Raw genomic sequence first — 26,330 nt, 5'->3', positions numbered from 1 at the left:
GCTCTTTTCATTAATAGAAGGGGAGCCATCCAACTTGGATTGGCTCCTTTTTTAGTAGGAGGAAAAACTATGAAAACTGGAACTACGTCACAAACACTGCAATTACCAAGTTACTTGTATCAAGGAACCTTTGGCGTTGAAGTCGAAGAACATCGCGTTAGTTCACGTCACCAATCTTTATCGCAACAATTGCATCCAGCTAGCTTAGGAGAACGCCGTGGGCATGTCTTTTTTCAAAATGATTTTGCTGAGAGTCAGGAAGAATTGGTCACATTACCACATCATTCTACGCGTTCCTGCTTAAATCATCTCCATACGTTACAAGCCGTTTTACAACAGGCCTTACCAGACGATGATTTAATTTGGCCACTGTCAATGCCACCGCGATTAGGAGAAACTGATTTAAATTACTTACCGCAGGGATTTCGAGCGCGACCGTGGTATCAAAAATACCTCGAAAAAATGTTAGAGAAGTATGGTCCTTTTTATGGATTGATGTGTGGAGTGCACGTTAATTATGCGCCCACGACGGCATTGCTTAGTTGGTATCAAAACCAGCACCATCTCACTGATGTAGTTCAAGCTCGCAACCAGATGTTGTTTCAAATTGTCCAACAGGTCCTGGGGTATCGATGGTTATTAACTTATTTATTTGGGGCGGCACCAATTAGTGAGAATCCGGGAGATACCATTCCCACTGACTTACGAGGTTTGCAACCGGTCCGTTCATTTCGCTCAAGTAAGTATGGGTTTAATAATGATGCTAATTTTGAACCTGATTACAGTAGTTTTACTCACTTTGTTAATCAGTTAGAACACTATGTTGCCACTGGGGATTTGGTGGCGCCAAGTGATTTTCATGGACCAATTCGCTTAAAGGGAGTTCCAACTTTTGCTGCTTTACAAGAAGTAGGTGCCCAGTATTTAGAGTTCCGGTTTTTCGATTTGAATCCTTTCTCGCAGGATGGGATTAATCAATTAACCCTGAGTTTTTTACATCTGTTAGTGATGGACGCAGTGGTTAATCCTCGGCAATGGGAAAAAGCGACGTTAAGCCAAGCAGCTGATTATCATGATCGAGTAGCATTACAGCATCCAGAAACGCCAGTAACCGCTTCGGCAAATGCTCAGGTAGAACAACTATGGCAGCGGTTAGATAAAATTGTAGCGGCTGCGCCAGCTGATTTACGCATTAGTCTTAATAAAGCACTTAACTTTGCAAAAATGGCGGTTCACAATCCGGAACAAACGGTTAGTGGGAAGCTAGTTACCTTTATGGAACATGGCTCTTTGATGAATTATGGATTGCGGCGGGGTCGGATGCTAAAACGGGATTATCAGGTGGAGCCCCAGTTGGCTCAGGTGAAAAATGTGCCCGAACAATGGCAAGGTTGTTATCGTGATTGCTGTCGACATGGCTGGAAGGCTGATGTAAAAGATGAGCAATTATTAGTCAAATGCAACCAAAACAGCTATACTCTTAGTAATAAAGCGCAATTTGAAGAATTGTTACAGCGACTAACTGAGAAAGGAAGATGACCAATGAGAATTGGAATTACAGCTAACGTGAACCTTGGGGAACCCAACCTTTACTGCCAACCATTGGCCAATTGCTTGCCCAAAACGTTTATTGACGTGGTAACCAAGCATCAGCACATTCCGGTGATTTTACCGGTGGTTAAACCAGAAATGGCTCCAGAACTAGTTAAAATGGTGGATGCGGTGATTATTCCTGGGGGACAGGACATTGATCCAGAATTTTTTAATGAGAGTCCACAGGAAGAAACCACTGATAGCTATGAACTGCACGATGAATTTGAATTTGCAGTCGCTAAAGCGGCGTTAAATCAGCACAAACCAGTCCTAGGGATTTGCCGTGGCTATCAACTGTTAAACGTAGCGTTTGGGGGGAGTTTGTATCAAGACTTGCCGACCGAATTTCCTGGTCATCCCCGGATTCACGAGCAACGCGGTAAATTAGCGAAAGCAGAGGTACATGAGGTCGAAGTAGAACCAGGTACCCAGCTTTCACGAGCATTAGGAACCCAAACCGGAGTTAATTCGCGGCATCATCAGGGCTTAAACCGAATTGCTCCGAATCTTCATGTGGTAGCAGAAGCCGCCGACGGGGTGCCGGAAGCAGTGGAAGATGATTCGGGATTGTTGCTGGGCGTCCAGTGGCATCCCGAAGATTTATGGCAAACGGATGTCAGTCAGGAACGATTATTCACTACTTTTTTCCGACGGGCTGATTTGTGAAATTAGACAATTAAAGCGTAACATTAAGCATCTTTCATCATTTTTTGATTGAAGGTGCTTTTTAATTTGTGAAGTTTACATTAATATTGTGAAAATAAATTAGATGAATTATAATAGTTTTAGGTTAAGAAAACGGTTACAAATTAACTGTACATAGAAAGAAGATTGAGGACAATGACAGTAATTAATGACTTAGAAAACATCGTGGGGAACCGCTATGTGATTACCTCGAAGGAAAAATCACTGCAGTATCGGGAAGGGTATCGTTCCGGTCGTGGAGACGCCTTAGCCGTGGTTCGTCCAGGTTCGTTATTAGAACTCTGGAAAATTTTGCAAGTGGTCCAAAAAAACGACTTGATTGTAATCATGCAGGCTGCTAATACCGGCTTAACGGAAGGTTCTGTGCCTACTGATGGTGGGTACGACCGTGACGTGCTGGTGATTAACGTGATGCGGATTAAGGGCATGCAGCTGATTGACGATAACAAGCAGGTGATTGCCTTTCCGGGAACCACGTTGCATGAACTAGAAACGAATCTGGATAAGGTTCATCGTGATCCGCACTCTGTGATTGGGTCTTCTAACATTGGAGCCACGGTCATTGGTGGAATTAACAACAACTCCGGTGGAGCTTTGATTCAACGGGGACCAGCTTATACTGAGTTAGCGCTGTATGCCCAAATTACTGCTGACGGGCAACTTAAGTTAGTTAACCACCTCGGCATTGAACTGGGAAGCACGCCGGAAGAAATTTTAACGAATCTTGAAAACCACAATTACTCTGCTAAGGACGTTCAATATGATCCAGACCGGGTGGGGCACAACCGGAACTATGAGGAACGGGTGCGGAACGTCACTTCTGACCAACCGACGCGTTACAATGCAGATCCACAGGAACTCTACGAAGTTTCTGGTTCTGCTGGTAAGTTAGTCGCTTTTGCCGTTCGGTTGGATACGTATCCGAAGCCCAAGGAAACCAAGGTCTTTTACATTGGAACCAACGATCCGGATGTCTTAGAAAAATTAAGACGGCACATCCTGACGAAGTTCAATCACCTGCCAATTTCTGGAGAATACATGCACAAGGATGCTTATGATCTGGCGAAGAAGTACGGAAAAGACTCCCTGATGGTGATTGAATATCTAGGAACCAATCCGCTACCGTTCCTGTTTAGTTTCCGTGCCGCTACCGAGCGAAAATTACGTCATATTCCAACCTTTAAACCCGACTTCATTGACCGGACCTTGCAAAAGTCCAGCGTACTCTTCCCGAACCAATTGCCGAAACGAATGGAAGAGTTCCGGAACAAGTATGACCACTATCTACAACTGAAGGTGGCGGATGATGGGATTGCCGAAGCAAAACAATACCTCGATGAGTTCTTTAAGGACAACGAGGGGAGCTACTTTGAATGTACGCCACACGAAGCGAACGTGGCGGCCATTCACCGGTACGTGGCTGCTTCCGTGCCAATTCGGTACCAAGAAACTCACCAAAAGCAGGGCAACCAAATCTTGCCGTTGGATGTGGCGTTACCACGGAATGAGGAAAAATGGTTTGAAACCTTACCAAAGGAAATTGATGACCAGATTCAATACAAGATGTACTACGGTCACTTCTTAGACCACGTCATGCACCAAGATTACATTTTGAAACCAGGCGTGGATGCCCACGAATTGAAAAAGGAAATGTTAAAATTATTTGACGCCCGGGGAGCCATTTACCCAGCTGAACACAATGTGGGACACTTGTACCACGCTCCAGAGGCATTGGTACATCACTACCAAGAAAATGATCCGACGAACACGTTTAACCCGGGAATTGGATTGACTTCAAAGAAGAAAAACTGGCAATAAATTTCTCTAGGTTTAATCACAATTAAGCAATACCCCATAAATTAAAGATGTAATTTATGGGGTATTTTTATGATTATAATTCTCGTACATATAAGTTAGGACACCATAAATTGCGTTCTTATTGACGCTGTAAGCACATCTTTTTGTAGATGGAATTCAGTATGATAAGGTATTACAGCATACAAAAAATAAGTAAGGGGTAATTAATCATGAAAATTCAACTCGCAATTGACCTAGAAGATGTGGACGGCGCCATTCAATTAATCGACAAAACGAAGGACAGTATCGATATTTTCGAATACGGAACTCCATTGGTAATTAACTTTGGTCTGGAAGGGTTAGCTAAGATTAGAAAGCAATTTCCAGACATCACTTTGTTGGCAGACTTAAAGATTATGGACGTGGCTTCCTACGAAGTAGACCAAGCCTTTAAGTACGGTGCTGACATCACTACTATTTTAGGGGTAGCTGAAGATCAATCCATTAAGGATGCCGTTAAAGCCGCTCACGATGCTGGTAAGGAAATCCTGGTGGACATGATTGGGGTGACTGATGTGGCTAAACGGGCTCGTGAAATTGATGCCATGGGAGCCGACTACATTGGAACTCACACTGGTTATGATTTACAAGCCAAGGGTGAAACGCCATTTGCTACTTTTGCTAAGATCAAGGAAAACGTTACACACACCAAGACGGCGATTGCTGGGGGCATTAAGCTCGACAACGTGGACGAAGTTAAGGCTGCGGATCCGGACCTCTTGATTGTCGGTGGTGGAATTGCCACAACTGACGACCCTGCGAAAACTGCTGCTGAATTCAAAGCTAAATTAAAGTAGGCGCAGACTGATGTGGCAAACGATTCTGGCAGAATTAGGCCGACAAGACGTGACAATCACTAAGGCAGAGTTGGAACGGCTGCAACAAGCACTACGGATCTTTGTCTACGGCGGTGGCCGTTCTGGTCTCGCACTGCGAGGCCTAGCGATGCGCTTGATGCAGTTAGGGAAAACGGCCTACGTGGTGGGTGAAACCACGACCCCAGCGATTCAAGCCGGTGATTTGTTGCTGGTTGCTTCGGCATCGGGAACCACGACGGGGACGGTTAACATTGCTAAAGCCGCGCGGCAAGCGGATGCTGACGTGTGGTTGTTGACGTGTGGTTGTTGACTACGACGGATCAATCACCATTAGCTGATTTAGCTCAGCAAGTGACGCTGTTGCCCGGAAAGAGCAAAGACCTAGTGGGCGAAGAGCAGGCTTCTGTCCAACCGATGGGGAGTTTGTTCGAGCAATCCGTGTGGTTGTTTGGCGATGCACTAACGCTGGCTTATATGCAATTTGCCGGAGTTAGTGAACCGGACATGCGCAAGCGGCATGCTAATTTAGAATAAATGAGATGAAACGGGACTGACTGATGGGTTGGTCCTGTTTTTTTGTGGGGCGATTTAAGGAAAGTTTCCGTAATTAAATAGGGAAGAACAATTTTGTTTTTGTATACGCATTTTATGTGTATAATATATCTATAGAAATGAGTGTGGATTAGTTGCCAATTACCCCTAAAAAGATGGTTAAGTTATTAGAGCAACATGGGTTTATCAAAAAATCTCAAAATGGGACATCACATTTAAAAATGTACAATCCTATTAGTAACGTTACTGTAATCATCCCTCAACATGCGAAGGAACTTGGAAAAGGATTAGAAAATGCCATTTTAAAACAATCAGGGATTAAAAGGTGATCAATTTATTACAAGTTACTAATGAAAAATTGGAGGCAAAATTATGGCAGAAAAAATTTTGGTTTACCCAGTGATTTTGAAACAAGAAGCACATGATGTTTTTGTGACCATTCCAGACATTGATGGTGGTTATACGCAAGGTGACAACGTTGAGGATGCAATTCGAATGGCTCAGGATGCAATGGGAAATTTGTTAGAAGATGTGGATGAAAAGGATTATCCGCAAGCATCAAATCCCAAGGATTTAAAGCTACAAGATGATGAAAATTTAGTTTACGTGGCGATTAACATTGATGATTTTAAAAAACGGTATTCCAAAACGGTCCGGACGAACGTGACCATTCCAAGGGCGTTAAAGGAAAAGGCCAAACGGGAACACATTAATCTTTCGCGAGTTTTAACGGATGCTTTGTATGAAGTAGTGAAATAATTGTGATTAAATGCAAAAGGAACTCCCTCAATGATTGGGGAGTTCTTTTTTGTATTTTTACTTATTTAAATCGTGCTTAATTTTTATAAGATACTTTAAATAAAATTATTCGTTTAATCTATTAGTTATAGGTTATAATTAAATCAGGATAAGTGATAGCGCTTACACCAATTTGAATATTGATTAACTGGAGGTTGATTTTCATGGCAGACCGAATGAAAGATAAAGTAGCAATTATTACTGGTGGTAGTAAAGGAATTGGTTATGCAGTCGCAGAACAATTTGTGGAAGAGGGTGCTAAAGTTACCATTACCTGTCGAAAAGACGATGAAGGGCAAGTAGCGGTTGAAAAACTTAATGCGAAGGTGGCTGGTTCCGCTAAGTACCTCAAACAAGATGTTTCTAATTCTAAACAGTGGAACGAAATCTTTGCGGAAACAGAAAAGGACTTTGGACCGGTAACAACCTTGGTTAATAATGCTGGGGTTGGATTAGGTAAGACCATTGCTGATACGACTGATGAAGAATGGGACCAGGTTCTTGCAATTGATTTGAACGGGGTTTTCTATGGTCTTCGAGAAGCAATTAACCAAATGAGAAAACATTCTATTGCGGGATCAATTATTAACATGTCTTCCATTGAAGGAATTGTCGGAGATCCGATTTTAGGGGCATATAATGCTTCTAAAGGTGCAGTTAAAATGATGACTAAGTCGTCTGCCTTAGATTGTGCTTTAAAAGACGATGGAATTCGGGTTAACTCCGTTCATCCTGGCTACATTAAGACGCCGATGATTTCAGCCGATTTGGAAAAAGCAATGTCACAAAGAACCAAGACCCCGATGGGACATCTAGGAGCACCGGAAGATATCGCGTATGCCTGCGTTTACCTTGCTTCAGATGAATCGAAGTTTACCACTGGAACTGAATTAGTTGTTGATGGTGGTTACACAGCTCAATAATTTGTAACATAAAAGCGCACTTCAGATTATGAAGTGCGCTTTTTGAATTTCTAAATTCAATGATTAATCGTTAATCAACTGATTCGTGGATTAAGATATTTTTGATTTCATTATCAACGATTTCGAGGGAAATTAGATTAACATCTTCTAGGTCTAAAGCCACTTGCCAGAACTCATTGCGGGATAATCCGGTTTGCTGGCGAATGGCTTTAATTCTTGAAGTTGAAGTGGGACGTTCGGTGGGAGCAACAGCTCTAATTGCGGACAAGACTCTTTCTGTGTTCATAACATCCACCTCCTTAGGCTTCAGTCTAACTAAAAAAGAATCATTTGTAAAAAATACTAATGTGATATTTGTGAATCCGAAGTGATAAACATATAATGAAAACAACATAGTTAAAGTAAAACGATATTTATATTAATTATTAGTCATATATATGGCGTTCTTTAATTATATAAGAAACTTGTGCATCAATTTGAGAAGTTATCTTTTTTTTAAATTGATTAAATCCAGTTGATGGATTAAGTATTAAAAATGAAAATGTAGTTTCTTCAAATTCATCTTTATTTATTTTTTTTGATTCTTCACCTGAGGCTGCAATTGCATCAACATTTGCAATTGGCCTAATTCTGTGGTCAATTTTTAGAAGATCAGGATTTTTGGGATCATTTGCGTATGAATGTAGTTGTTTGTGAACCCTATCTTTATTTGATATCTTATGCAATTTCATATATTTCGCATCTAATATAATAGATCCTAAGTAGTTGTTTGTGCTTTTTTTGAAAATATCAATTCTTATGTCAGGCCTTCTTTTATTAAATTTATCTGTTTTTAATGGATGTGTTAAATTAAGTTCCTTTTCAGTTGCTTTTAGTTCTTCATCATAGACAACATTTAAATAAATGTTGTCTTTAAGAGAATCAAATCTTACCAATGTTCCTTGATGTAATTCATTATTTTTATCATTATCAAATATCCATCTGCTAGGTTTATATCCAGATTCATTCAAGGCTTTTAACGTTTTTATGAAAACCCATATTTCATATAATTTTGCTGTATCTTTCCAATAATATTTAAAGGGAACATCAGGATCTAATTTATCTTTAGGATTATTAATTTCGTTAAGTATTTTGTATAAACCATTATATCTTTGATTTAAAATAACGGATCTTGGAATATTTTTTTCTTGAGTTGTATTAACTTTTCCAAAAATTGGACCATTAATAATATTATATAGAGCGAATATTAAACCGCTTATTTTTGATATACTTATTTTTATTTTTCTGGATCTTAAAGAACTGTTTTTTTCGTTTTTTATTTGCTTGTTTATTTTTTCCAAATCTAATTTAGTTGAAATGCTGATACGTAATAATTTATTAAAAACATTTTTAATAAATTGATTTGGAGGAATATTATAATTAGATATTCTTGACGGGGCTAGTACTTTTGTAGACATGTTAGAATAATGCTTTAATGTTTTCCCGTCGATAAATTTTTCTTTACCTTTATTGATCCAATCGTACTTTTTTTGAATTTTAAATTTTGGATGTTTTTCAATTTGGTTAGCAAGGTATTCAATTTTATTACAATAATAAATTAATTTTTCTCTACTTGCTTCTCTAATAATAAAGTTTCTATTTTCATCAAAAGGTTTGTATTTTCCTGATTTATTACTTGATTGAGCAAGCCCAATTGAAGTATTTTCAATATCATCAATCATTCTTTCCCAATCATTTTCGCTTAAATCTTTAAGATCTATTTTAAATTGTCCAAAAAATTTATTTTTTTGATAATTAACGATTATTACATAAATTCCTGGTAAAATTGGAACTCTTTGATTTTCACTTTCGTAAAGATATATTGGCGTATCGTTCGGATAAATTTTTATTTCGTCATTAAAATCTAATTGATTGATTTTTTTGATTGGATAGTCCATTAATGATGGAATTTCCAAACTTATATCATCTACAGATGATTTAAATATTAATTCCAAATTATGGAACTCTTTGAACGTTAGAATTTTATTGGTATTTAAATCTTTCTTGTTTTTACTAAAGATTATTGGTTGACCATTTAAATAAACATTAAATTGTGAATCCATAATCTTCTAGCTCCTTCTTTTTCTGATTTATTATTTTTTTAGTTTTTTCAAAGCTAGAAATTGATTTGTATGCTTCTAAAAGATGATAAATACTTTTTTCATTATTTAAATCTAAATCTAAAAGATCTTTAAGTTGTGATTCAGATCCTTTTATTTTTGTCATTATTCTCTGAGAAATTTGTAAATCAATTGCATTTTTTTTATTTAATTCAGTATTTTTCGGGATATTAGCTATATAATTATTCATTTGATTTATTACTCTCCAACCAATACCTAAGTTTTTGTTTATTTTATATAACAATTCATGCAATGACCATAAAAAGTGAAGGTCAATATCCTCTAAAGATAATTCAGAATTTTCCTTCATTGAATTTAAAATTGTAGTTGTTATTGGACTATCATCAGAATCAGTACTTTCATCAGTATCTATATTTTTAATTTTATAAAATGGAATCAAATCTAATGTAATTATATTTGATCTATCTAGAACTTTATCTGAGAAATCATTAGTTGATTCATCAGTATTTATAGTTCCTACAAATTTTATATTATTTGGTATTTCCATGCTTGAAGGGTACTTGTTAGAGTTAAATATTCTGGGTTCAATTGATTTGTCATATAAAGTTAACTTTCTTTCTCCCTCATTTCTTTCTAAAATTGATAAAAATTGTGAAAAATAATGTTCAACTTTAGCTAAGTTCATTTCATCAAATACCACAATAAATATTTTATCAGGATTTTTTAATGCTTCGTTTATAGTATCTAAAAGTCCACTTTCTCCAGGACGATAAATTGAATTTACTGTATCTAAATATCCCAATAAATCAGAATCATCATCCCAAAACGGTCTTACAGAGATAAAGTTTAAATTAGAATTTGATTTTTCTTTAGGATTTAAAGCATTTGCATAACATGTAACTAATTGTGATTTTCCTGTTCCGCTTAAACCAGCTAGAATTACTAAACCATCTGATTTCATAGACGTGTGAAAATTAATTAAATCTTTTTCACTGTAAAATAATTTAGATTTTCTAGTTATTGACTTAAATCTATTTATAAATTTTAGTTCTTTACTATTTTGTTGGATGTTATCGTCAGTGTGCTTTTTAGTTAATGTAATTTCATCTTCATTTATTTCTGAAATTGATTCATAATCTTCGTTAACCATTAGATCATTTAGTTCATTTACATATTTATTAGAAAATACATTGATAAATTTAATATCTTCAATACCATTATTACTTGGCATGAATAGTAAATCATTTCTTCTATATTGTTTTGATATCCATTCCTCTGATATATGAGATCTTTCTATGTCTTCGGGAAATACACTTATAGTATTTAAATTATTATTTTGTAGCTGTGTATCTTCATTCTCTTTTATTTTATATATATAAGAATCATCTTTATTTTCCCAAATTATATAAAGAGGGATATCTTTCTCAGAATCAGACCATAGTTCCGCTAAACTACCTAAAGATTTACCTGCTATTAAGTTTGCTTCAAAAATTTTATGATTATTAATATTAACGTTTGTGTTTTCAGTTGAAAAAACTGGAATTCTATCAAAATATTTATCATCTGTTTCTACATCGTATTCCCCCAGTATAACCGCATTTTGACCTCTAATTTTTGCACCATCTTGAAAGTATTTTTTTTGTAGTTGTGAAGAAATAATCTTATTTTTTAGATAATTATAAATCTCCTTCCTTCTTGCAAATGTTTCCATAAATTCATTGTCAATTTGTTCTTCTTTAAATGCGGTTGTGTAGACCTGTATTTTTTCATTTTCTTCTATTTCATGTTCATCGTATATGCTATTAGGAATAGAAAGTAATTTTAAGAATATATATGAATTATCATTTCTATCTATTCTTACGTCATCTATTGATTGTAGATAACCAATTGTTGTTATATTTAAAGATTTTTCTCCGCGCATTTCCATATTTGATTCTCCTAAATTAAAATAAAAAGCCTGGCAGAATTTAATCTGCCAGGCTTCAATGGAGTCGGCGGGATTTGAACCCGCGTCCGAATATGCTGCCACCTGAACGTCTACACTCATAGGTCAATTACTTAAATTTCACTTTCCATCACGCCATTAACCGAGGCTAATATGGAAAGCTAACCTGATTGGTCTCTTCTTTCTGCCCCAGGTGGAGACAGAGAAGCGTAAGTCCACTAAATTTAGGACCCAAGACTAACCCATGGACGAAGTTAGCTGGATCTACGTCAGCTGGTGTTTAGGCAGCTAAGGCGTAAGAGTTGGTATTATTTTTTGCAGTTATAATTTAAACTGAACGATTTGACGCATCGTCGTACGGAGTGCAGTTCAAGCACGGACCATACCCGTCGAATCCATAACGACCCCGAAAGATACAATGTACATTGTACCATATCCATTGGTTAAATTAAATCAAAATGACGCAGACCATTGACAATCCCGTGGTTGGTGTTGGCAGTGGTGACAAATTCTGCATGATCCTTGACACGTTCACGTCCATTTTCCATTACAACGGGGTGGTCAACAAAATCTAGCATCGGAATGTCATTGTTTCCATCCCCAAAGGCGTAAGTTGGAATGCCGGTTAAGCCGGTCATTTCCATCAGTTGTTTAATCCCACTGGCCTTAGAAGCTCCGTGGTCAACCACGTCGATACTAAATGGTGAGTTCCGGTAGAAACTTAGCCGGTCGCCAAATTTTTCTTCGTAGACGTCGTCCAAGTCGGTCGTCGTTACAAACATCATGTCAATCGGCCGGTCGTACCAGTACTGACGGTCGACTAATTTGGGAAGGGGAGCGTGGACAAATGCGCAGGCTTTCTTCAAGAGTACGTCGTGACGAGAAGCTCCCTTACCTTCTTGATCCAGGACGGTGATGGAGTTGCCGTGTTGTTTGGCAAAGTCATCGAGTTCGTCGATGGTGTGAGGGTCAATCCGACGTTCAAAGAGTTCCTTGCCTTTGTACATTCCGTGGTCACCGTTTGAAGTAACCGCCGTGTCAATTTTGGTCTTTTTAAGGGTTTCCGGGATTTCGTAGAGAGTTCGTCCGGTGGCAATGACCGGCAAGCCTCCCTTAGCCCGGATTTGATCCATGGCTTCCGCGACTTCGTCCGTCACCTGGGAGTTTTTATCAAAGAGGGTACTATCGAGATCAAAGAAAACTAAATATTTATACATAAATGGGACTCCTTTCAAAACAAGTTTTTATTATAACATTCAATCGCTACTAATTGGTAATGATTCAAGTTACAATGAAACTAACTACATTATAGAAAAACGAGGGATTCAGATGCGAGCAATTGAAATTACAGGTGCTGCTGCCAGTAAAATTGAAGGTGGCTATCCTAAACTAAGCTTAAAGGATTTGGAACAACCAGTTGATGCGACGGACAACGGTGAATTTGTGGCGTTACAAAAGAGCGGGCACTTTGTTGCCAGTGCTTACTTAGCCCAAGAAGGCAATGGGATTGGTTGGATTTTGAGTCGCAAGGAGAACCAAGCCATTAACGCGGCCTTCTTTGAACAACTTTTCCAGAAGGCATTTCAGCTCCGTGCTCCGTTAGTGGGTCAACGGGTAACGGCTTACCGGTTATTTAATGGCATTGGGGATGGCTTAGGTGGTTTAGCCATTGATAATTTCGATGGACAGATCCTATTAACTTGGGAAAACGCTGGACTTTACCACCAACGGGCTTTCATTATGGATGCTCTAAATCAGGTCCTAGACGAATACAAGGGTGTGTACGAGTTAAAACGGTACCAAGCCCAAGCGGCCATTACGCCCGTAACCGACTTAGCCGCTTTTCCTCAGCAACAACAAGTGGTAACGGAAAATGGAATTAATTACGAAATTCAACTGGCCGGGGGAATGAAACCGGGATTGGATTTAGCCTACCGGGAAGTTCGACACCAATTGAAGAACAATTCACACGCTAAATTAGCGTTGCACCTGTTGTTTGACCAAACCGGCTTTGTGACGGCTTCCATTATTGGGGGAGCGGTGCAAAGTGAAGCCGTGGACCAAAAGAATAGTGCGAAGACGAACCTAGTGGCAGAACTGAGTGCTAACGAAATTACCCAAAAGATGCCGAAAGTTCGAACCATGGACCTGCTGGGGTATTTGGATTACGCCACTAAGCACGAGTTGAAATTTGACGTGATTACGATTAACTTACCCGCCTTTCTGCGTTCCAAAAAAGGGAATTTCAACATCCGCAAGGACTTGAATAATTTGTTACAACAGGTCTTTACGTTAGCCACTAAAGAAGCGGACGTCTTCATTACCACTGAAACGCCCGCGGTAACCATCAAGGGCTTGCGCCAAGCTGCACAAACGGCCTTGCAACAATTGGGCCAATCTTTCATCGAAAAGGAAGCCTTCAAGCAACCACTGGATTTCCCGTTTAACCCCGAATACCAACGTGAAAGCCCGATTAAAGGACTCTGGTTTAAGTTCCAACGGTAATTTAAATCCACTAGAAATAGCGAAAGTTTAAAAACTTTGTGTAAACGTTTACAAAAGTTATTGCATTCCAATTTTTCCAGCCCTATAATAAGATTGTAAGATGAATTACCGTCCAAGGAGGATAAGATTATGTTATATGGAAGTATTGAAGCTGGTGGAACTAAATTTGTGTGTGCGGTTGGTGACGAAAACTTTAACGTGGTTGACCAAACCCAATTTCCGACCACAACTCCTGACGAAACATTAGCAAGAACTGTAAAGTACTTTAAGAAATTTGATCACATTGATGCCTTTGGAATTGCTTCCTTTGGTCCAATTGATATCGACAAAAACTCTGATACCTACGGTTGGATCATTAAGACGCCGAAAAAGGGTTGGAGTAACATCGACTTTTTAGGCAAGATGAAGGAAAGCTTCCACGTTCCCATGTTCTGGACGACAGATGTAAATGGTTCTGCTTACGGTGAATACGTAAGTGCTAAGCGCCATGATGAAAACATCAAGTCGGTTAGTTACATTACGATTGGAACTGGAATCGGAATGGGTTCAGTGATTAACGGTGACTTCTTAGGGGTTAAGGGGACACCTGAATTTGGTCACATCAAGGTTAAACGCCATCGTGATGACCTTGATTTCAAGGGAACTTGTCCATGGCATGGTGACTGTCTTGAAGGAGTTGCTTCCGGTCCAACTTTTGAAGCTCGGAACGGTGTGAAGGGGCAAGATACACCAATTTCTGATCCAACTTGGGATATCATTGCTTACTATGCAGCTCAAGCAGTAGTTGATTTAACGGTCACTTTCCGGCCTGACAAAGTTGTGTTAGGTGGAGGAGTCTGCACCCCAGAATTTATCGACAAAGTCCGGGCTCAGTTTACCTTAATCTTTAACAACTACCTTAGCGTGGGTTCATTAGAAAAATACATTACGGGTCCTGAAATTCAACACAACGGTTCTGCTACATTTGGTGACTTTGTGTTAGCCCAAAAAGCAATTGATGACGAAAAGAAGAATATTGAAGTGGGGGAGTAGCACAGATGGCTTACATTAAATTTGATGATTCGAAGGTTGCTCAATTTGTTCACGAAAACGAGTTACCAGAAATGCAAGCCTTAGTAACCGCTGCCGACCAAGAATTACGGAACGGAACTGGTGCGGGAGCTGACTTCCGGGGCTGGTTAACGTTACCAACGGATTATGATCACGAAGAATTTGCGCGGATTCAAACAGCTGCTGAAAAAATTAAGCAAGATTCCGACGTGTTGGTCGTAATCGGAATCGGTGGTTCCTATTTAGGGGCTAAAATGGCTGTAGACTTCTTAAACGGAAGTTTCTACAATTCCAAACCGAAGTCAGAACGCCGGGGCGTCCAAGTGGTCTTTACCGGGAACTCATTGAGCGCTTCTTACTTACAAGAACTCCAAGACTTCGTGGGCGACCGGGACTTCTCAATCAACGTAATTTCTAAATCGGGAACGACGACGGAACCTTCGATTGCCTTCCGAATCTTTAAAGAAAAATTGATTAAGAAGTATGGTAAGGAAGAAGCTAACCACCGGATTTACGCTACGACGGATGCTAAAAACGGTGCTTTACGCCAAGAAGTTGAAGCTAACGGTTACGAAAGCTTTATCATTCCAGATGACGTGGGTGGTCGGTTCTCCGTTTTAACGCCAGTTGGTTTATTGCCGATTTCCGCTACGGGAGCCGATTTAAACGAATTAATGCACGGCGCTGCTGATGCAGCCCAAAATTACCAAGACGCTGATTTAACTAAGAACGACGCCTACCGGTATGCTGCCTTACGTAACATTCTGTACCGGAAGGGTTACGTAACGGAATTAATTGAAAATTACGAACCAAACCTGCGGATGTTGGCCGAATGGTGGAAACAACTGATGGGTGAATCCGAAGGTAAAGATCAGAAGGGGATTTATCCTTCTTCTGCTAACTTTACGACGGACTTGCACTCGTTAGGGCAATACATTCAAGAAGGACTGCGGAATCTGTTTGAAACGGTTGTCAAAGTGGAAAAGCCACCTTACAACGTTGACATTCCAATGGAAGCAGATAACTTGGATGGGTTGAACTACCTGAAGGGTCAATCTTTGAATGAAGTGAATGACAAAGCGTACGAAGGAGTGGTTTTAGCCCACAACGATGGGGGAGTTCCGGTCTTGACGGTCGAAATTCCTGACGAATCTGAATACAGCTTGGGGTACTTAATTTACTTCTTTGAAGTAGCCGTTGGCATTTCTGGTTACTTAAATGGAATTAATCCCTTTAACCAGCCAGGAGTGGAAGCCTACAAACAAAACATGTTTGCTTTGCTAGGTAAACCCGGCTACGAAGAATTAGCTGCTAAATTAAAAAAAGAAACTGATTAATTTCAGTAATGAAAGTGGAGGATGTTTTTGACGTTCTCCACTTTTATTATGGACTGTAAGGTTGGTTAAGGTTAGAGTAGCCTGGTTTGACCTGACTTAAGTATTTCTTAATATTTTCGCAATATATTTCAAAACGATTACAGTTAGATTAAGAACAAGTTGAAGCACCCACAAATGATTTTTGCCATGCTAAGATATGTCTTGTAAGTTAATTAAATTAAAACCTAAAAAGACAATTTCGAAGAGGAGATTATCGTTATTATGAAAAACACTAAAGTTCACTTTAAGATGTACAAAGCAGGAAAGAAATGGTTGTTCGCCGGAATCGCAACTTCAATGATGGCAGGTGCCTTCATGTTTGCTGGTAGCAATACTGCTTCTGCCGATGTTATCTCAACTGGACAACAACACGTTGGAACTTCTTACGCTTGGGGTGGAAGCAATCCTGGTGGATTTGACTGTTCTGGTTTCACGCAATATGTTTACGGTCAAAATGGAGTTAGCTTACCACGGACTGCTGCTGCTCAAGCTGCTGCTGCTCAACCAGTTAGCGCTTCCGAAGCTCAAGCTGGTGACTTAGTGTTCTTCAACGATGGTAGTGGAATTTACCACGTTGGTATCTACCAAGGAAACGGTCAAATGTTGGATGCTCAAAACCGCGGTGTAATTAGTGGTGACTCCATTTCTTACTTCCCAGGTCAAGTAACTTACGGCCGAGTTGGTGGTGGTGCTTCTGCTGCTCAAGCTCAACCAAGCCAAGCACAAACGCAAGGTCAATCAGCAGCAGCTACTGACAATGGTCAACAAGCACAAGCTGCTAATACTGCCCAACCAGCAGCTGATACGCAAGCACAAACTGCTAACACTGATCAACAACAAGCAGCCGCACAACCAGCTGCTGATGACAGCCAAGCACAAGCTGCTAATACCGACCAACCAGCAGCTGACACGCAAGCACAAACTACTAATACTGATCAACAAGCAGCCGCACAACCAGCTGCTGATGACAGCCAAGCACAAACTACTAATACTGATCAACAAGCAGCCGCACAACCAGCTGCTGATGACAGCCAAGCACATACCGCTAACACTGACCAACCAGCAGCTGACACGCAAGCACAAACTGCTAATGCTGATCAACAACCAGCTGCTGAAACTAAACCAGTTCTTACTGATGCTAAGTTGGTTTCCCAATCATCAAACGAAGGTAAGTTTAACCCTGAAACTGGTTACTTCATCAACGGTGACACTCAAATCGCCGTTCGGAAATCAGCTAGTTTGAAGGACAAGATTACTGGTTACCTTCCTGCCGGAGCTAAAATCAGTTACGATGGTTACGTAGTCAAAGATGGGCATGTTTGGGTTGAATACACTGGTTACAACGGTGACAAGTTATACTGCCCAGTTCGTGAAACTCACAAGGTAGCTTGGGGTTCATTCGAATAATCAAATAAACTTTTAAGAAACACTAACTTCGGTTAGTGTTTTTTTATTACTAATGATGAATATTCCATCTGCTATTTCTCATTATGAAGTGAAATCTTTAATTGAAAATGAAATTAAGGTTTTGATTCTAAAATTTTAAAATGAACTTAAAACATATTAGATATTCAGCTGATATGTTTTTTATTTTTATCAACCGCTACCTAAAAGAATTTAACTAAAATCGGTTTGAAGCTCTATTAGATGAAATCCAAAAGATAAGGATTGAATGTATAGATCCGTTAAGCATCGGTTAGTTACAAGAACTGTTACCGCGTCATCTACAAGAATCACTTCAACTTCTGAAAAGAAAGGAGCAGAACAAGTCCGTTTAACCCACTATAGGTTCGGATTTAACCTAGATTTGTTTACCAACAATCTAAAAAGGCACCGTGTCGATTGTGACACGGTGCCTTTTAGGTTCTAATTAAGCATCATATTCTTGTAAGTGACCCCGGAAATCAGCTAGATTTTGGTAACCCTTGGCTGCCATGAGGTCGGCTAACTCTTGGTTAATGCGGGCAAAGGCATCCAAACCTTCTTGCATGACCACCGTTCCTAATTCCACGATGTCAGCCCCACAGAGAATCAGTTCAAAGACGTCGGTTCCTGTGGTGACACCACCAGTTCCGATGATCTTGATTTCCGGACGCAGACGTTGCCGGAAAGCCCGGACGTTGGCTAACGCTACCGGCTTGATATATTTTCCCCCGATGCCACCAAATCCGCCCTTAGGTTTAATTATCACTCGTTCGGTTTCTGGATCGACCACGAGCCCGTTCCCCACACTATTAATGGCGTTGATGTAAGTCAACGGGTATTGGTTTAAAATCTCGGCCATGGCATCGTACTGTTGCAGGTCAAAGTAGGGTGGTAGTTTAACTCCCAGGGGCTTGGTGTAGAAGGCAAATACTCGGTCCAAAATTTCTTTAGTGGCCTCTAAATCGTACCCAATTTGGGGTTTACCCACTACGTTGGGACATGACAAGTTTAGTTCACATAGTCCGGCAAAATCACTGGCTTGAATTTGTTTGAGCGCGTCAATTTGATCTGCCATTTTGGTTCCGGTTACGGATAAATCAATTGGTTTGTTCGTATCGGTATTAGCGATAAAATCAAGGTAGTACGCTAAACCTTGGTTAGGCAATCCCATCGAGTTGATGCTCCCGAGGTCAGTATCAAAATAACGAGGTTGGGGATTTCCCGCTCGTGGGGCGAGGGTGGCACTCTTAGTGGTTAAACCGCCGGCGTCTGACGCTAACACCGCGTTCATTTCTGTTGCGGTTTCGTCCCACACTCCGGCCGCGTTAATCAACGGGTGCTGAAAGGTTTCATTTCCAATCGTTGCGCTTAAGTCAATTGCAGTCATACTCTTCTCCTTTGCACACTGCTGGAGAGCAGTGCCGTTTAACGAAAAAACGCAGTTAGTACGGTCCTGGTTCAGAGAAAAAGACCGCACTAACTGCGTAATTTTACTATCATGCTGAAGATCTCTTGGTCTCTCTGAACCAAATTAAGATTAATTGTATTAATCCTACTGAAGAAGGGCGAGCTTGTCAAGCAGCGGAGGATTGACTTTTGCGCTTAAATTCGTTAAAGTAAGCACCAATTAGACAACTCGATAAAGCGGGTGCTTTAATTCAATCCAGAGAGGTTGACAAGTTAGCTGGCGCTGTTTATTTAGGGACATGCTCGGTTAATTTGGGCATGTCCCTTTATTGTTAGCAAGACAAGCATGAGGAGGAACCAATGGTGAATGCAGCTCAACATGATTTGGTCTCAGTTAGTGATTTAAGTGAAGCAGACGTTCTACATAAGATTCGCTTAGCGCAGTTGTTTCAGGCCGGCAAAACGGTTCGGTTACAGCGACCAACGTTTGCGATGAATTTATTTTTTGAAAACAGTACGCGGACTCACACCAGCTTTGAAATGGCCGAACGCAAGCTAGGGATGCAGGTTTTACAATTCGTGGCTGACGGTAGTTCCGTGACTAAGGGAGAAACGCTGGGGGATACTATCAAAACGATTCAAGCGATTGGCGTTGACGTGGCCGTGATTCGGCATCCGGAAAACGAATACTACCAATCACTGTTAGCTGATGACTTAGACATTAGCATTGTCAACGGGGGAGACGGGAGTGGGCAACATCCGTCCCAATCGTTGCTAGACATGATGACCATTTACCAAGAGTTTGGCACGTTCAAAGACTTAAACATCACCATCGTGGGAGATTTGAACCACTCCCGGGTCGCCCGCTCCAACATGGCATTATTAACCCGACTAGGGGCCCACGTCTCGTTTGCTGGGCCAGAACAATGGTATAACGCCGAGTTTGAACAATACGGGAACTACACCACGATTGATGAAGCAGCGGAGAATGCTGATGTTATGATGCTCTTGCGGGTGCAAAAGGAACGGTTGGGAACTGAACTCCGGGACTTTGATGAAGCCAGCTACCACCAAAAATTTGGACTCACTAAGGAACGGTATGCCCGCTTAAAGCCGACGGCCATCATCATGCACCCGGCACCCGTGAATCGGGGGATTGAGATTGATTCTAGTTTGGTGGAAAAGCCCCAATCTCGGATTTTTAAACAGATGGAAAACGGAGTCTTCATTCGGATGGCGATTTTAACGGACGTGTTGGTGGTCAAGGGTTTGATCAATCCCGCAGAAATCAAAGGAGAATAAGCGATGACAAAGTTATTAGTGAAAAATGGTCAGGTTTATCAAGACCAACAACTGGTGCCTGGTGATGTTTTAATCGAGGATGGCAAGATTGCAGCCATCGGCGAAAACTTGGATCAACCCGATCAAACGGTGGTTGATGCGACCGGAAAAGCCATTTTACCCGGCTTAGTGGACGTCCACGTTCATTTCAGAGATCCCGGACAAACAGCTAAGGAAACGGTGTCTACGGGAAGCGCAGCCGCTGCGCACGGTGGCTACACGACCGTGTGTGCCATGCCGAACGTAACGCCGGTGCCGAACACGCCGGAACAATTAAGCCAGATGATTGCTAAAAACCAGCAACAGGCGCAAATTAACGTGTTACAGTATTCACCCGTGACCGTGGACGAACGGGGCGATGAACTGGTTGATTTTGCTGTCATGAAAGCCGCTGGCGCCATCGGCTTTAGTAATGATGGAATTGGGATTCAAACTGCCAAAACGATGTACGATGCGATGGTAGCAATTGCTCAAACCGGGTTGCCACTCGCTGCTCACGTTGAAGATCACGCTCTAATGAATGGCGGAGTGATGAACGCGGGACAACGCGCTCAAGAGTTGCACTTACCGGGGGCGGTTTCCGTCGCAGAAACGAGCCAATTGGCCCGGGATCTAGAGTTAGCTCGAGTTACTGGTGTGCACTATCACGTTTGTCACGTTTCCACCGCTCGTAGTGTGGAATTAATTCGGCGGGCCAAGGCCGATGGTATTCACGTGACGGCCGAAGTGACCCCGCACCACTTGTTGCTGGATGACAGCATGATTCAGAACGATAATCCGATGTTTAAGATGAATCCACCCCTGCGGACTAAAGCAGACCGGGAGGCCCTGTTAGCCGGCTTACTGGACGGTACGATTGATATGATTGCGACCGACCATGCCCCGCACACGGTAGCGGACAAGGGCAACAGTTTTAAGGATAGTGCCTTTGGGATTACGGGACTGGAAACGGCCTTTCCGCTGTTGTTCACGCAGCTGGTAGAGCCAGGAACGGTTTCTCTGGAACAATTGCTGAACTGGATGAGTTTCAACCCTGCCCGGATTTTTGCGATTCCGGCGCCGACGGACATTAAGGTCGGAAGTGCGGCCAACCTTTCCATCTGGGACTTAGAGGTTGACCGGCAGATTACTGAAGTTGAAATGCAATCAAAAGGGAAAAATACGCCGTTTATCGGCGCTCCGGTCGTTGTCGAACACTTTAAGACGATTTGTAACGGCGAACTAGTTGATTAAAAAATAATGGTAAAAGCCAGAGCACGCTCTGGCTTTTAGTTTGGGCATTTTGACAGCTGACAGAGATTCCCGTAAGATAGATGAGGGCAACAAACGTTCGGACTCAAAGGAGAAAAACGATGAAAAAAATCATGCACTGGCTGGTGGGACTGGTCGCCGGCGTCACCCTGAGTTTAGGGGCGGAAGCGACCGTTAGTTACGCCCAAACGGCAGTGACCACGGCGCCACAAACGACGGCGCTCTATCAACAATTACAACAAACTAACTATCAATCTGGTTCCGCGGCCTATGACGTCTTGAACAACGACCAACCGGATACCATTGCTCCGGTTGATTATTCAGTCAGCCACATCGATTTTTCTAATCTAGATCAGTTAAACCGGGTGGGAACGGCCACGGCTTACCTAACCAAGGATAATTTAGGCAAATCACAAGGAAGAGCCGCTCAGGTCTTTAAACCCACAGGCTGGTCAAACCAACCCAAACGGGTTAACGGCGAACGAGTTTATCCGGTGAACCGGGGGCACCTAATTGCGTACACTTGTACCTTTAACTTGAACCAAAACGGGAAGTACACGCCAGGCGCCAAGGGCTCGATTGATAATCCGAAGAACCTCTTTACCCAAACGGCGTTTGCAAACCAAAAGGTGATGACAATTAACGAGCAAGCGGTTCGGAATGCTTTATCGGCGGGGAAAAAAGTGATTTATCAGGTTACGCCCGTCTTTCAGGGGAATGACCTGATGGCCAAGGGGGTCTGGGTGCAGGCTGTCAGCACGGATGGATCATTTCATTTGAACCGGTACTTGTACAACGTCCAACCGGGCTTGGCCTTTGATTATGCAACGGGGCGGTCGACGGTTGATCACAACATGAACGTGCCGACGCCGATGAACTATGAGAATTATCACGCCAAATCCTATCACAAGGTTGCCGGGGGCTATCGGCACCACAAGGTTCACGTGAACCACCATCATTTCTTTTAAAAAGCGGTTGACAAAATTAGAAACTTCCGTAGAATGAAATTTAACAATTAAGAAAAATTAAAAACGAAGCGTAGCCCAGTTCTAAGTGCCATAATCAAAGAGAGTTCTAGGTTGGTGCGATAGAATGTTTATCCACTTAGACAGATCAGCTACAAGTTGCAACCACGAACGTTTAATAGTGGTTGTTGGGATTGCCCATTATCGCAAACGAGTATCGTTGCCAAGCAACCGTACTTAGAGCCGTTTCATTATGAAGCGGGAAATACTGGGTGGTAACACGTGGAAAAGCGTCCTGGACTGTGCATGAAGCATGGTTAGGGCGCTTTTTTGTTTGCAAGACTACCGGGAGCTAAGAAACCGCTGGGCGGCCGCACTCAAGAGATGGCTAGTGGATCCGGACCACTAGCTAAGTAAGGTGGTACCGCGTTTTTAACGTCCTTGTTCAGTAATTGAACAGGGGCGTTTTTTCTTAGTTGCATTTGATTAAACTAAAGTCAGGAGAATTTTACATGAATGAGTTAGAAACGCCACAACGATTAAAGGGTAAGCAATTAATGGTCTTAGCCTCATTGCTGTTTGCGCTTTTCTTTGGAGCTGGGAATCTGATCTTTCCGGTTCATCTAGGGCAAACGGCCGGGGTCAATTGGGTTCCCGCCGCCATCGGCTTTTTACTATCAGCCATCTTATTACCCCTGTTTTCCATTTTTGCACTGGGAATCACGAAAAGTAAAAATATGTTTGAACTGTTGTTGCCGGTGGGAAGCACCTTTTCTTTACTATTTTTACTGGCGGCCCATGGATCAATGGGGCTTTTGATTGGTTCACCGCGACTTGCAACGGTCACCTTTACGATGGGAGTCCAACCATTCTTGCCGTCTAGCTGGCAGCATCCAGCGTTATTGGTCTTTTCGGGGTTATTTTTCTTAGTAATTGTGCTATTGGCGTACCGGCAAACCAGCATTACCAACAGTGTGGGGAAAGTTTTAAATCCGTTGTTTATTTTGTTAATCCTGTTCCTGTTTGTAGTTGCATTCCTGGTTCGCGGCGACGTGACTCACTTACCGCTAGCTCCCGCTGCCGGTCAGGGCACGACTTCGTTAGTAACCGGATTTTTGGAAGGTTATAATACCATGGATGCTCTGGCCGGCTTAGGCTTTGGCGTTACCATCATTGCTGCAGTGCGCTCGTACACGAAGTCTGATCGTCACCAGGGTCGAAACATTGTTAAAATTGGTTTGGTAGCGATGGGCTTAGAAGCAGTGATTTACGTGGGCCTAATTGCCCTGGGGGTGGTTAGCCTTAGCTACACCAAAGCGAGTGCGGATGGGGGTACCGCCTTTACTCAAATCATGGCGCACTATACTGGGGTGTTTGGCGCTGCTTTACTAGCAACGTTAACGTTATTGGCGTGCTTAACGACGGCGGTCGGAGTTTTAACCTCTTTTGCTCAGGACCTGGGGAATCGGTTCCCGCGGATTGGGTATCACAAGTTTTTAATCGGGGCGAACGTGATTGCCTTTGCGATTGCCAACTTTGGTTTAGACCAAATCATTGCCTTTTCAGCACCCATCCTAAGCCTACTGTATCCGATTGCCATTACCGTAATCGCCTTAGCACTTTTGAACAAATGGGTACAACAAAATCCGGTGGTTTATCGTGGAACGGTGGGACTAGTGCTGATTCCAGCCAGTTTAGACTGCTTGCATACGTTGCCACCGGTGTTGCACCAATTAGCGCCCGTCACGGCTATCGACAATTGGTGCAGTGCGGTGATTCCGTGGTTTAAGCTCGGATTATATTTCATTCCATTCCTGTTAGTAGGATTAGTGGGAAGCAGCTTGGTTGCTTGTTGGCAACAACAAAAGTTAAAAAAGAGTTTGACAAACTAAGCGAGTTCCTGTAAATTAATGACAACTAATTAATTCGAAAAACAAAGCGGAGGAGAGTAGTTTTCCAGTGGCTGTAAGAGAGTTCCCGGGTGGTGCAAAGGGAATCAGCCGCTTGTAAATGAAAGTAACCTCCAAGTTGCAACTGCGAAAAGCCGAGTAGTTGTTGGGAGTGCCCATTATCGCACTGAGTATGTTAGTTTTAACTACATACCTGGAGCCAATCAATGTGATTGGGAAGATGGGTGGTAACACGTGAGAACGTCCTGGACTGTTTCTAGAGCAGTACAGGGCGTTTTCTTTTTGAACTAACATACTCGCAGAGCCCCCAGCTGTGAAGCTGGGGGAAAATAAGGTGGTACCACGGTCACACGTCCTTAGGGAGTGACAATTATGAATTACACTAGGAGGATGCATCATGACCACGATTACTACGGAATCTCAGTCCAAGCTGAGTTTTAAACAATATTTGATCTTAGCCTCACTGCTATTTGGACTCTTCTTTGGAGCTGGAAACCTAATCTTTCCCATTCATCTCGGCCAAATTGCGGGTCACAACTGGTTGCCAGCGGCGATTGGTTTTTTACTGTCGGCGATTTTACTGCCGTTGTTTGCCATTTTAGCCCTCAGTATTACGCAAAGTAACAGTATGTACGACTTGGCGTTGCCAGCCGGCAAGTTCTTTGCAATTGGCTTCTTGGTTTTAACCCACGCCTCGCTGGGTCTGTTAATTGCAGCGCCCCGGACGGCGACGGTTACCTTCTCGATGGGAGTACAACCGTTTATTCCGAAGGCTTGGGCAACCCCAGCGCTCCTGATTTTCTCGCTGTTCTTCTTTGCCCTCACCTTTGGGTTGGCTTACCACGAAGGGAGCGTTACCAAAAACGTGGGAAAAGTTTTGAACCCGATTTTTATTTTACTGATGGTTTTTCTGTTCGTCGTTGCATTTTTATTGTACGGTGACATTCGGGGACTTCCATTGATGCCGCAACCCGGTCAGGGAACCGGTTCGTTGATTAACGGTTTCTTACAGGGTTACAACACGATGGATGCCTTAGCCGGCTTAGGCTTTGGGGTTACCATCATTACGGCGCTGAAAGCATTTGGACAATCCAGTCGGGATCGCTCTTGGTCAGTTGCCAAGGTGGGAGGCCTCACGATGGGCTTTGAAGCCTTAATCTACACCTTCTTGATTGCCTTGGGAGCTGCTAGTTTATCCTTTACTAAGGCTAGTGCTGACGGGGGAACCGCCTTTACAATCATCATGCGGCACTACACCGGAATCATGGGAGCTGGGGTATTAGCAGCCTTGACCTTCTTGGCTTGTTTAACCACGGCGATTGGACTGTTAACTTCGTTGGCTCAGGATTTGAGTCGCCAACTTCCTAAGATTGGTTATCACAAGATTTTACTAGCGGCAACCACCATTGCCTTTTTGATTGCTAACTTCGGATTGGAAAAGATTATCGAATACTCAGCCCCGTTACTGAGTTTCTTGTACCCCTTAGCGATTACCTTAATCCTGTTGGGCTTGTTAAAACCACTGTTAGGGACGAAAACGTTAATCTACCGGGTAACTACCGGAATTGTTTTGATCCCAGCTCTGCTTGATTTCATCCACACGTTGCCCAAACCGCTCTTGAGCTGGACTCCGTTGACTACGATCGATCAATGGGCCTTACACACGATTCCACTGTATCAAGTGGGCTTGGACTTTGTGCCGTTCTTAATCATTGGGTTAATCTTGAGCCTCCTGCTTAATTACGGGAAAAAGGCGCTTACGAACTAAATTAAACTGAGAGTCACCATT

Annotated in this window: 23 protein-coding genes and 1 other RNA gene; 18 read left to right on the top strand and 6 right to left on the bottom strand. The window is 42.0% G+C overall.

The genetic code is table 11. The features are described 5' to 3' along the window. The first annotated feature begins 69 nt into the window (after positions 1-69). From M3M37_RS03840 to M3M37_RS03800, 9 genes are all read left to right on the top strand, one after another. A complete protein-coding gene (locus tag M3M37_RS03840; RefSeq protein WP_252795870.1) occupies positions 70-1,539 on the top strand; it encodes a glutamate--cysteine ligase in 1,470 nt (489 codons plus the stop codon). Between the two features lie 3 nt (positions 1,540-1,542). Further along, entirely contained in the window at positions 1,543-2,259 is a 717-nt protein-coding gene (locus M3M37_RS03835) for a gamma-glutamyl-gamma-aminobutyrate hydrolase family protein (protein ID WP_252795868.1), read from the top strand. 174 nt (positions 2,260-2,433) lie between these two features. Further along, entirely contained in the window at positions 2,434-4,116 is a 1,683-nt protein-coding gene (dld, locus tag M3M37_RS03830) for a D-lactate dehydrogenase (protein ID WP_252795867.1), read from the top strand. Positions 4,117-4,325: 209 nt separating this feature from the next. Further along, positions 4,326-4,952, top strand: coding sequence for a 3-hexulose-6-phosphate synthase (gene hxlA, locus M3M37_RS03825; RefSeq protein WP_252767433.1), 627 nt, complete (start codon positions 4,326-4,328; stop codon positions 4,950-4,952). Positions 4,953-4,962: 10 nt separating this feature from the next. Continuing rightward, on the top strand, positions 4,963-5,283 hold the full coding sequence (locus M3M37_RS03820; RefSeq protein ID WP_252795865.1) for an SIS domain-containing protein: 321 nt from the start codon (positions 4,963-4,965) through the stop codon (positions 5,281-5,283). Continuing rightward, a complete protein-coding gene (locus tag M3M37_RS03815) occupies positions 5,259-5,507 on the top strand; it encodes a phosphoheptose isomerase family protein (RefSeq protein WP_252795864.1) in 249 nt (82 codons plus the stop codon). Before M3M37_RS03820 ends, M3M37_RS03815 begins: the two co-directional genes overlap by 25 nt. A 173-nt stretch (positions 5,508-5,680) precedes the next feature. Then, complete coding sequence (locus M3M37_RS03810; RefSeq protein ID WP_338028735.1) at positions 5,681-5,854, top strand: type II toxin-antitoxin system HicA family toxin; 174 nt, start codon at positions 5,681-5,683, stop codon at positions 5,852-5,854. Between the two features lie 43 nt (positions 5,855-5,897). Beyond that, positions 5,898-6,284: a type II toxin-antitoxin system HicB family antitoxin gene (locus tag M3M37_RS03805; RefSeq protein ID WP_252795861.1), complete on the top strand. Its 387-nt coding sequence runs from the start codon at positions 5,898-5,900 to the stop codon at positions 6,282-6,284. Positions 6,285-6,487: 203 nt separating this feature from the next. After that, on the top strand, positions 6,488-7,246 hold the full coding sequence (locus M3M37_RS03800; protein ID WP_252795859.1) for an NADP-dependent (R)-specific alcohol dehydrogenase: 759 nt from the start codon (positions 6,488-6,490) through the stop codon (positions 7,244-7,246). 70 nt (positions 7,247-7,316) lie between these two features. On the opposite strand, the gene M3M37_RS03795 is transcribed toward M3M37_RS03800, so the two are convergent. The 5 genes from M3M37_RS03795 to M3M37_RS03775 form a co-directional block, all read right to left on the bottom strand. After that, on the bottom strand, positions 7,317-7,532 hold the full coding sequence (locus M3M37_RS03795) for a hypothetical protein (protein WP_252795858.1): 216 nt from the start codon (positions 7,530-7,532) through the stop codon (positions 7,317-7,319). 139 nt (positions 7,533-7,671) lie between these two features. Next, positions 7,672-9,348 carry a nuclease domain-containing protein gene (locus M3M37_RS03790; RefSeq protein WP_252795856.1) on the bottom strand — a complete coding sequence of 559 codons (1,677 nt, stop codon included), beginning with the start codon at positions 9,346-9,348 and terminating at the stop codon, positions 7,672-7,674. Further along, positions 9,332-11,395 carry an McrB family protein gene (locus tag M3M37_RS03785; RefSeq protein WP_252795855.1) on the bottom strand — a complete coding sequence of 688 codons (2,064 nt, stop codon included), beginning with the start codon at positions 11,393-11,395 and terminating at the stop codon, positions 9,332-9,334. The genes M3M37_RS03790 and M3M37_RS03785 overlap by 17 nt, the downstream gene beginning before the upstream one ends. Next, positions 11,350-11,719: a transfer-messenger RNA gene (gene ssrA / locus M3M37_RS03780) on the bottom strand. The genes M3M37_RS03785 and ssrA overlap by 46 nt, the downstream gene beginning before the upstream one ends. Positions 11,720-11,754: 35 nt before the next feature. Further along, entirely contained in the window at positions 11,755-12,528 is a 774-nt protein-coding gene (locus M3M37_RS03775) for a Cof-type HAD-IIB family hydrolase (RefSeq protein ID WP_252795853.1), read from the bottom strand. A 112-nt stretch (positions 12,529-12,640) separates the two neighbouring features. On the opposite strand from M3M37_RS03775, the gene M3M37_RS03770 reads away from it, so the two are divergent. The 4 genes from M3M37_RS03770 (at position 12,641) to M3M37_RS03755 (ending at position 17,649) form a co-directional block, all read left to right on the top strand. Further along, positions 12,641-13,816 carry a class I SAM-dependent rRNA methyltransferase gene (locus M3M37_RS03770; RefSeq protein WP_252795852.1) on the top strand — a complete coding sequence of 392 codons (1,176 nt, stop codon included), beginning with the start codon at positions 12,641-12,643 and terminating at the stop codon, positions 13,814-13,816. Positions 13,817-13,945: 129 nt separating this feature from the next. Next, on the top strand, positions 13,946-14,848 hold the full coding sequence (locus M3M37_RS03765; RefSeq protein ID WP_252795851.1) for an ROK family protein: 903 nt from the start codon (positions 13,946-13,948) through the stop codon (positions 14,846-14,848). A gap of 5 nt (positions 14,849-14,853) precedes the next feature. Beyond that, positions 14,854-16,203, top strand: coding sequence for a glucose-6-phosphate isomerase (locus M3M37_RS03760; protein ID WP_252795850.1), 1,350 nt, complete (start codon positions 14,854-14,856; stop codon positions 16,201-16,203). A 261-nt stretch (positions 16,204-16,464) separates the two neighbouring features. Further along, a complete protein-coding gene (locus M3M37_RS03755; protein ID WP_252795848.1) occupies positions 16,465-17,649 on the top strand; it encodes an NlpC/P60 family protein in 1,185 nt (394 codons plus the stop codon). Between the two features lie 463 nt (positions 17,650-18,112). On the opposite strand, the gene M3M37_RS03750 is transcribed toward M3M37_RS03755, so the two are convergent. Beyond that, complete coding sequence (locus M3M37_RS03750) at positions 18,113-19,054, bottom strand: dihydroorotate oxidase (protein ID WP_252795846.1); 942 nt, start codon at positions 19,052-19,054, stop codon at positions 18,113-18,115. A 380-nt stretch (positions 19,055-19,434) separates the two neighbouring features. Between M3M37_RS03750 and M3M37_RS03745 the strand changes: the two genes are divergently transcribed. The 5 genes from M3M37_RS03745 (at position 19,435) to brnQ (M3M37_RS03725) (ending at position 26,309) form a co-directional block, all read left to right on the top strand. After that, positions 19,435-20,376, top strand: a complete 942-nt coding sequence (locus M3M37_RS03745) for an aspartate carbamoyltransferase catalytic subunit (protein ID WP_252795844.1) — start codon at positions 19,435-19,437, stop codon at positions 20,374-20,376. Positions 20,377-20,379: 3 nt separating this feature from the next. After that, a complete protein-coding gene (locus M3M37_RS03740; RefSeq protein WP_252795843.1) occupies positions 20,380-21,648 on the top strand; it encodes a dihydroorotase in 1,269 nt (422 codons plus the stop codon). A gap of 119 nt (positions 21,649-21,767) precedes the next feature. Next, positions 21,768-22,634, top strand: coding sequence for a DNA/RNA non-specific endonuclease (locus tag M3M37_RS03735; RefSeq protein ID WP_252795841.1), 867 nt, complete (start codon positions 21,768-21,770; stop codon positions 22,632-22,634). A 509-nt stretch (positions 22,635-23,143) separates the two neighbouring features. Next, positions 23,144-24,523, top strand: a complete 1,380-nt coding sequence (gene brnQ, locus M3M37_RS03730) for a branched-chain amino acid transport system II carrier protein (protein WP_252795837.1) — start codon at positions 23,144-23,146, stop codon at positions 24,521-24,523. Between the two features lie 415 nt (positions 24,524-24,938). Further along, the gene (gene brnQ / locus M3M37_RS03725; RefSeq protein WP_252795835.1) at positions 24,939-26,309 is read left to right on the top strand and encodes a branched-chain amino acid transport system II carrier protein; all 1,371 of its coding nucleotides are present in this window, start codon (positions 24,939-24,941) and stop codon (positions 26,307-26,309) included. The last annotated feature ends 21 nt before the right edge of the window (positions 26,310-26,330 follow it).

This window comes from Fructilactobacillus carniphilus (assembly GCF_024029675.1).
GTDB classification, from domain to species: domain Bacteria; phylum Bacillota; class Bacilli; order Lactobacillales; family Lactobacillaceae; genus Fructilactobacillus; species Fructilactobacillus carniphilus.
This window is presented reverse-complemented; position numbering and strand designations above follow the sequence as displayed.